Genomic DNA, 573 nt, shown 5'->3' on the forward strand with positions numbered 1-573 from the left:
TCGGATCTGGCGTTGGACGAGATCGCGATCGCCCGCTGCGAAGGTGTGGGTGCGACCCGCCGTGCTCTCGCGGATGCGCTGGACCTGCGGCACCGGCTCCCGCTCGTGTGGGCAGGCGCCCAGAAGCTCGAGTGCGAGACCTGGGTGGTCCGCCGGGTCGCGACCCTGTCGCGCAAGCTCACCCGTGACCAGGCCCGGATCGTCGACACCGCGGTCGCCGCCGCGTTGGGGCAGGCACCGAACCGGATCCTCGCGATCGCCGAGGCCAAGATCATCGAAGCCGACACCACCACCCACCAGCACCGCATCGAAGCGAATCAGCGACACAACGGGGTCTGGTACTCCCAGCCCAAGCCCGGCGACCAGATCGCCGACGTCGACAACGCCGCGGGGGTCGCGACCGCCTACGCCCGCCTCGACGAAGCCGACGCCCGGGTCCATGAGGCGTTCATCGAACAGCTTGCGGTCGCCCTCGCCGAGCACGCCTCCCCCGAGGAGCAGGACCTCGGCATGGACCACTGGCGTGCCGAAGCGTTCGCCATGTCCGCCGACCCCGCCGCCGTCCTCGCGTTC

1 pseudogene is annotated in these 573 nt (G+C 70.9%); it reads left to right on the forward strand.

The features are described from left to right. Positions 1 to 12: 12 nt before the first annotated feature. Positions 13 to 573: pseudogene (locus tag ASE20_RS25045) on the forward strand (hypothetical protein); the annotation flags it as partial.

It is taken from the genome of Nocardioides sp. Root240, assembly GCF_001428825.1.
Lineage (GTDB): Bacteria > Actinomycetota > Actinomycetes > Propionibacteriales > Nocardioidaceae > Nocardioides.